The organism is Streptomyces sp. NRRL B-24572 (assembly GCF_002156145.1).
Classification (GTDB): domain Bacteria; phylum Actinomycetota; class Actinomycetes; order Streptomycetales; family Streptomycetaceae; genus Streptomyces; species Streptomyces vietnamensis.
Genome location: NZ_MWIG01000273.1, coordinates 1 through 6,547 on the forward strand (window position 1 = coordinate 1; position 6,547 = coordinate 6,547).

Genomic DNA, 6,547 nt, shown 5'->3' on the forward strand with positions numbered 1-6,547 from the left:
ACCATGATGACGTCGCCGAGCACCCGCATGATCACCGGGAAGGCGATCGACAGCGCGCCCCGGCGCGCCCTGCCGTAGCCGGGGACCTTGACGCGCAGGAACTCGTGGGCGAAGGAGATGTGCCGGGCCTCCTCGGCGACGTCATCATGGTCCCCGACCGGAAGACCGCCGAGACGATAGGCGTGCCCCACCGGGTGATCAAGGACATCTTCTGGAAGTCGCCCGACGGCGAGAAGATGCTCCGCGACCTCTTCTCCGACGTGCGGATGCTCGCCGAGGACATCGGCCTGATGAACAGGACCTCACGGCGGGTCTGGAAGGCGCTGCGCATCGACGGCCGCCCGTCCCGCCACCGCGGCGAACCCGCCCCGCACGCCGCCTGACGCGACCGACAGGTCCCCCGAACGGAGAACCATGACCTACGTCGTCACCCGGTCGTGCTGCGCCGACGCCTCCTGCGTCCTCGCCTGCCCGGTCAACTGCATCCACCCCGCCCCCGGCGAACCGGGCTTCGGGCAGACCGAGATGCTGTACGTCGACCCCCGCACCTGCGTCGACTGCGGAGCCTGCACGACGGCCTGCCCGGTGGACGCGCTCAAGCCGCACACCGGGCTCACGGAAGCGGAGTTGCCGTTCCTCGAACTCAACCGCGCCTACTACGACACCCATCCGCACGAGGACCGCACCCCGATGGCCCTCGTGCCCCCGCAACGCCGCACGCCCGCAGGCGAGTTGCGGGTCGCCGTCGTCGGTGCCGGGCCGGCCGGGCTCTTCGCCGCCGACGAACTGCTCCGGTACCCGGGCGTGACCGTGACCGTCCACGACCGGCTGCCCACCCCGTACGGACTCGCCCGCGCGGGAGTGGCGCCCGACCACCAGGACACCAAGCAGGTCGCCCGGCTCTTCCGGGCCGTCGAGAGCCAGCCCGGCTTCTCGTACCGGCTCAACACGGAGGTCGGCCGCGACCTGCACCACGAGGACCTGGTCCGCGGCCACCACGCCGTGATCTACGCCGTGGGTGCGGCCACGGACCGGCGGCTCGGGATCGACGGCGAGGAACTGCCCGGCAGCGTCTCCGCCACCGACTTCACGGCCTGGTACAACGGCCACCCCGACCACGGCGACGACCGCTACGCCCTGGACGGCGAGCGGGCCGTCGTCATCGGCAACGGCAACGTGGCCCTGGACGTGGCCCGCATCCTGACCGCCGACCCCGACGCCCTGGCCCGCACCGACATCTCCGACCGGGCGCTCGCCGCGCTGCGTACGAGCCGGGTCCGCGAGGTCGTCGTCCTCGGGCGCCGCGGACCGGCCGAGGCCGCGTTCACCCTGCCGGAACTGCTCGCCCTCGCCGCGCTCGACGGCGTCGACGTCCTCGTCGAGGGCTGGCCGGCCGATGTGCCCGCGGACGCCACCCCCAAGACCGGGGTGCTCGCCGAGCTGGCCGCCCGGAACCCCGTACCGGGGCGGCGGCGCATCGTCCTGCGCTTCCGGACGAGCCCCGTGCGGATCCTCGGCGACGACCGGGTGACCGGCCTGACCGTCGTACGGACCGGACCGCGCGCCGACGACACTGCCGGGACCGCCGAGACCGCCGAGACCATCGAGACGTCGCTCGTCCTGCGCGCGATCGGCTACCGCGCCCGGCCCGTCCCCGGCCTCCCGTTCGACGAGGCGACCGGTACGGTGCCCCACGACCGGGGCCGGGTCCGACCGGGCGTGTACGTGGCCGGCTGGATCAAACGCGGCCCCAACGGGTTCATCGGCACCAACAAGTCCTGCGCCCAGGAGACGGTTTCCGCGCTCCTCGACGACCTCGAGGCCGGACTGCTCACCGCCCCCGCCGCTCCCGGCTCCGGCGCGCACCCGGGCGCCGTCGGCCTCGACGGCTGGCGGGCGATCGACGAAGAGGAGCGCGCCGAAGGCTGGCTCCGGGGGCGCCCCCGCGTCAAGATCGTCGACAGGGAGGCCCTGCTCGCCGCCGCGCGCTCCGTGCCGGCCCGCCGCTCCCGGCGCTGATCCACGGCCGGCACGCCGCCCCGTGAGGCGGCGTCGGACGGGCCCTAGGAACGGAGGAAGGCGCGGACCCCCTGGGAGACCGTGTCGTCGCCGAGGAGTTCGTTGTGGTCGAGACAGCCGGCGCCGTTGTTGACGGCGCCGGCCAACGGCACGCTGTTGTCGGGGTTGATGACCTCGTCGCAGTCCGACCACCAGGTCGCATAGCGCACGGCCCCGGGCGTCTCGTCGCCCTCCGCGAGCTTCTTCTGGACGTAGGAGCCCGGGGTCATGTCGCGGCAGGCCTGGTCCCACAGCGCGCACGCCCAGGCCGTGCTCGTGCCGTGGTTGGGGCCGGCGAGGGAGACCCAGTGGGCGACGGAGGACTGGCCGGCGGCGTCGAACTTCACGTACCAGCGGGTGACGAGGCTCCCGAAGGAGTGGGCGACGAGATCGACCCGGCTCGCCCCGGTCTGCCGCTTGACGTCCTCGACGTACGCGGCGAGCCGGCCGGACAGGACCTCGTTGACGGACCGGTGCGTGTCGTAGCCGAAGGAGAACAGGTCGGCGTCGGTGTACCCGTCGGCCTTGAAGTCCGCGCGCAGGCCGCCCCAGACGCCGGGGTCGGCGTTGAATCCGTGGACGAACACGACGGGGGTGCGCGCGGGCGCCTCGGCCCGGACGGGCGCCGCCGTCAGGAGCAGGGACGCGACGACGGCGAGCAGCGGCACGACCGTCCGGGCACGGAGTCTCAACACACTGTCCCCTCACATGAGTTACGCATGAGTAGTCACGAGCATGGTGGGGGTTGAGGGGGCGGAAGAACAGCCCTCTGCGCGGCTTCCTCGACCCTTTCGGGGAGGGGTCCGCCGGCCCCTCCGGGGAAGTGATGCCGTCGTAGGGCTTGTCAGTGCAATTTCACATTACTATGTTACAGCGCACCGGCCCGGTGATGGAACGTCATCCGCCGTGCGAACCAGACCGGTTCGCGAACGCATCCCCTCACCAACCCCCCTCACCAGCAGGAGTTCCGTTGTCCCTCCGCAGACGTGTGCGCTCGTCCCTGCTCGCCTCCGCCATAGCCGTCACCCTCCTCGCCTCCGCCGGCCAGGCCGGCGCCTTCGCGACGGGCACGGACGACACGACCGCCCCGGCCCCGCAGGCGCAGCCGGGCGGCAACCCCTTCGACGAGGTCGAGCACCGGGGTTCCGCCCCGCGCGCCACCTTCGGCCCCGCGCCCGCCCCCGGCGGGCACGCCACGGGCAAGGTGCCCGGCCGGGCACCGGCCTCCGCCAAGGCGCGGACGTTTGCCGCGAGCGGCATCGCCACCACGGCCACCGGCGTCCCCTGCACGCTCGACGGCATCACCGGCCTCGCCCCCGAGCAGTTCGCCGACTTCCTCGCCGACCCCGCGGTCACCGCCGACGGCTGTCTGCGCGGCCTCATATGGACCTGGGACGCCCGGCTCGCGCCCGTGATGTCCGACGCCCACGTCCAGGCCGTCGCCCGCCGCATATCCGGCCTGTCCGCCGCCCACGACGGACGGAACTCCTCCCACCTGGAGGAGATGTTCACGTACCTGCACGCCGTCGCCTACCACGATTACTCGCGTGGCGAGATCGACATCACCGACGCGCCCACCGTGAACGCGATGCGGCAGGCCGTCGCCGACTTCGGCGCCGCCGCCCGCACCTTCGACGTCACGAAGACCAACGCGAACACCCTCCGCGAGGCCCTCTACGCGGCCAGCGCGCCCGGCCTGCGGCAGTACCAACTCGCCCTGATCAAGCGGGTCCTGGCCACCATGGACCCTTCGCACACCGCCACGAACCTCGACCCGGCCTGGGCCGGAGCCGCGCTCGCCGGACTCTCCGTCAACTACCTCGGCGTCTACCCGGGCAACCAGGACACCGCCTTCCAGTCGGCCGTCGCCGCCGACCCGGCGTACCGCGCGACCTTCAAGGCCTTCGCCGGCTACGGGCACCTCAAGGGGACCGCCAACGCCTGGGTCGCCCGTGACGCCCTCGGCGAGTACGGCCGCTTCGGCCAGATCGCGTCCCTCAAGGACGGCGTCGTCGCCGACCTCGGCGCCTCGCTCACCACCGTCGTCGACACCTTCGGCCGCGGCAGCGAGCAGTGGGCCAAGGTCGTCTCCTGGCTCAACTTCTACGAGGCCTGCCAGCCGTACGGCGTGTGCAAGGAGGACATCGAGAAGCAGCTCTTCCCGTACACGTACACCTACGACAACGGGGCCATCAAGGTCCGCACCGCGCTCGACCGGGCCACCGTCGACCAGCTCTACTACGCCAGCAAGCAGGTCAAGGCCCAGTACCACCGCGTCCTCGGCACCGAGCAGCCGCTCGCGGGCGACAACAACACCACCCTGAACATCGTCCTCTACGCCTCCCGCGCGGACTACGAGAACTACCACCCCATCCTCACCGGCATGGGCACCAACAACGGTGGCATCTACATCGAGCGCGGCGCCACCTTCTACACGTACCAGCGGCGCGTCCCGCAGGACTCCTCGCTGACGCTGGAAGAGCTCTTCCGCCACGAGTACACCCACTACCTCAACGGCCGCTGGGCCGTCCCGGGCTTCTTCGGCGAAGGCCCCTGGTACCAGGGCGACCGCACCACCGCCATGGACGAGGGCACGGCGGAGTTCTTCGACGGGGCCACCCGCGACAACGGCATCGCCGTCCGCAAGTCCCTCGTCCGCGGCATCATCAACGACACCGCCGGCGGCGGCCCCCGGATGAACCTCGGCCAGATCCTCCACGCCACCTACGACGGCGACGGCTTCCGCTTCTACAACTACGCGGGCACGTTCTTCGAGTTCCTCTGGACCGAGAAGCCCTCCCTGCTCCGCGAGATGTACACCCACCTGCGGGCGAACGACGTGGCCGCGTTCGACGCCTGGCGCGACCGGCTGAGCTCCGACGCCGGCCTCCAGCGCGACTACGACCGCTTCCTCGACGCGCAGATCGCCAAGGTCGACCAGCTGTACGTCCCGAACACCACGTACACGCCCAACGCCCAGCTGCGCGACGCGGACGTCGCGTCCGTGAAGTCCTCCTTCTACGCCGCCACCGCCAGCAACCCCGACTGCGTGGAGAACGGCGAGCCCGGCAAGCGCCGCTTCCTCTGCACCGGCCGGATCACCGCCAACCTGTCCAACTGGGCCAGTGAGGACCAGAACTTCAAGGACATGTCCGAGACCGTCGACTACTTCATCCTCGACCGCGCCGGCGCCGCGTCGAACAACCTGGCCGACATGAACTGCAGCTTCGGACCGATCGACATCTGGTCCAGCAAGGTGGCGGGCACGTCGAGCTACAGCTGCGAGGGCCCGCTCCGCAGCTGACCCGCACCGCCCACCGTCCGGGCCGGTCCTTCCACGGGGGAGGGGCCGGCCCGGCACCGCACCCCTTCCTCCGGAGGCCGTACTTCGTGAGCACCACCCCGCACTCGGTCCGCACCACCGACTACCACACCGCAGGCGAGCCCTTCCGGATCGTCGACGAGGACCTGCCGCCCGTCCCCGGCGACACCGTCGCCGAGCGCCGCGCCCTCGCACTCCGGCTCGGCCCCCTCGACGAGCTGCGCCGCCTCCTCGTCCGGGAACCGCGCGGACACTCCGGCATGTACGGCGGGTTCATCGTCCCGCCCGACGACGACGGCGCCCACTTCGGCGTGCTGTTCTGGCACAAGGACGGCTACTCCACCGCCTGCGGCCACGGCACGATGGCCCTCGGCGCCTGGGCCGTCGACACCGGACGCGTCCCCGCGCCCGACGACGGCGACGTCCCCGTCCGCATCGACGTGCCCTCGGGGCGCGTCACCGCGACCGTGCACCGCGCGGGCGGCCGCACCACCGGCGTCACCTTCCGCAACGTCCCGACGCGCGTCCTCGCGCGCAAGGTCCCGGTGACCACCACGTCCGGCACCGTCGAGGTCGACCTCGCCGACTCCGGCGCCTGCTACGTCTCGGTCCCCGCGCGCGCCCTCGGCCTCGACACCACCCGGGCCTCGCTGCCGGCGCTCGTCCGGGCCGGGCGCGAGATCCGCGCCGCGTTCCCCGAGCACGACGTGTACGGCGTCATCCTGTACGACGAGCTGCCCGACACCCCCACCGGGCCGCACCAGCGCAACGTCACCGTCTTCGCCGACGGGCAGATCGACCGCTCGCCCTGCGGCTCCGGCACCTCCGCACGGCTCGCCCTGCTCGGCGACGAAGGACGCCTCGCCCCCGGGGACACCTTCACGCACGGGTCCGTGGCGGACACCGTGTTCACCGGCCGACTGCTGCCCGGGGGCGTCACCGAGGTCACCGGAGTCACGTACCGCACCGGCACCCACACCTTCGTCCTCGACCCCCACGACGACCTGGGGACGGGGTTCCTCCTGTGACCACCGTGACGGCCGGGACCGGCCTGCTCCACATCGACGCCCCGACCATGACCCGCCTCCTGACCCCGGCGGCGACGGCCGACGTCCTCGCCGACGTCCTGCGCGCCGGGTTCGACCCCGAGGCCGCCCCGCCCCGCAC

The 6,547-nt window shown here is 72.2% G+C and carries 6 protein-coding genes; 4 read left to right on the forward strand and 2 right to left on the reverse strand.

Annotated elements, in window-relative coordinates; all coding sequences use genetic code 11:
* On the reverse strand, nucleotides 1-191 hold a 191-nt coding region (locus CCN56_RS16955; protein ID WP_143664539.1), incomplete at its 3' end, for a diiron oxygenase.
* Here CCN56_RS16955 and CCN56_RS16960 point away from each other — a divergent pair.
* Together CCN56_RS16960 and CCN56_RS16965 are read left to right on the forward strand one after the other, a co-directional pair.
* Complete coding sequence (locus tag CCN56_RS16960) at nucleotides 183-383, forward strand: hypothetical protein (protein ID WP_179199868.1); 201 nt, start codon at nucleotides 183-185, stop codon at nucleotides 381-383. The genes CCN56_RS16955 and CCN56_RS16960 overlap by 9 nt on opposite strands.
* 31 nt (nucleotides 384-414) lie before the next feature.
* Nucleotides 415-2,019: an FAD-dependent oxidoreductase gene (locus tag CCN56_RS16965; RefSeq protein WP_086827762.1), complete on the forward strand. Its 1,605-nt coding sequence runs from the start codon at nucleotides 415-417 to the stop codon at nucleotides 2,017-2,019.
* 44 nt (nucleotides 2,020-2,063) lie between these two features.
* Here CCN56_RS16965 and CCN56_RS43880 read toward each other — a convergent pair whose 3' ends face one another.
* Nucleotides 2,064-2,753, reverse strand: coding sequence for a triacylglycerol lipase (locus tag CCN56_RS43880; protein ID WP_256962006.1), 690 nt, complete (start codon nucleotides 2,751-2,753; stop codon nucleotides 2,064-2,066).
* Nucleotides 2,754-3,028: 275 nt separating this feature from the next.
* Between CCN56_RS43880 and CCN56_RS16975 the strand changes: the two genes are divergently transcribed.
* Both CCN56_RS16975 and CCN56_RS16980 read left to right on the forward strand, forming a co-directional pair.
* Nucleotides 3,029-5,362 (forward strand): collagenase, encoded by a 2,334-nt coding sequence (locus CCN56_RS16975; protein ID WP_086827766.1) that lies wholly within the window; start codon nucleotides 3,029-3,031, stop codon nucleotides 5,360-5,362.
* Nucleotides 5,363-5,448: 86 nt separating this feature from the next.
* Nucleotides 5,449-6,408 carry a proline racemase family protein gene (locus CCN56_RS16980; protein WP_086827767.1) on the forward strand — a complete coding sequence of 320 codons (960 nt, stop codon included), beginning with the start codon at nucleotides 5,449-5,451 and terminating at the stop codon, nucleotides 6,406-6,408.
* Nucleotides 6,409-6,547 lie beyond the last annotated feature (139 nt).

Coding starts and splice junctions, on each gene's coding strand:
- CCN56_RS16965 (WP_086827762.1), top strand. CDS start 415: ATGACCTACGTCGTCACCCGGTCGTGCTGCGCCGACGCCTCCTGCGTC.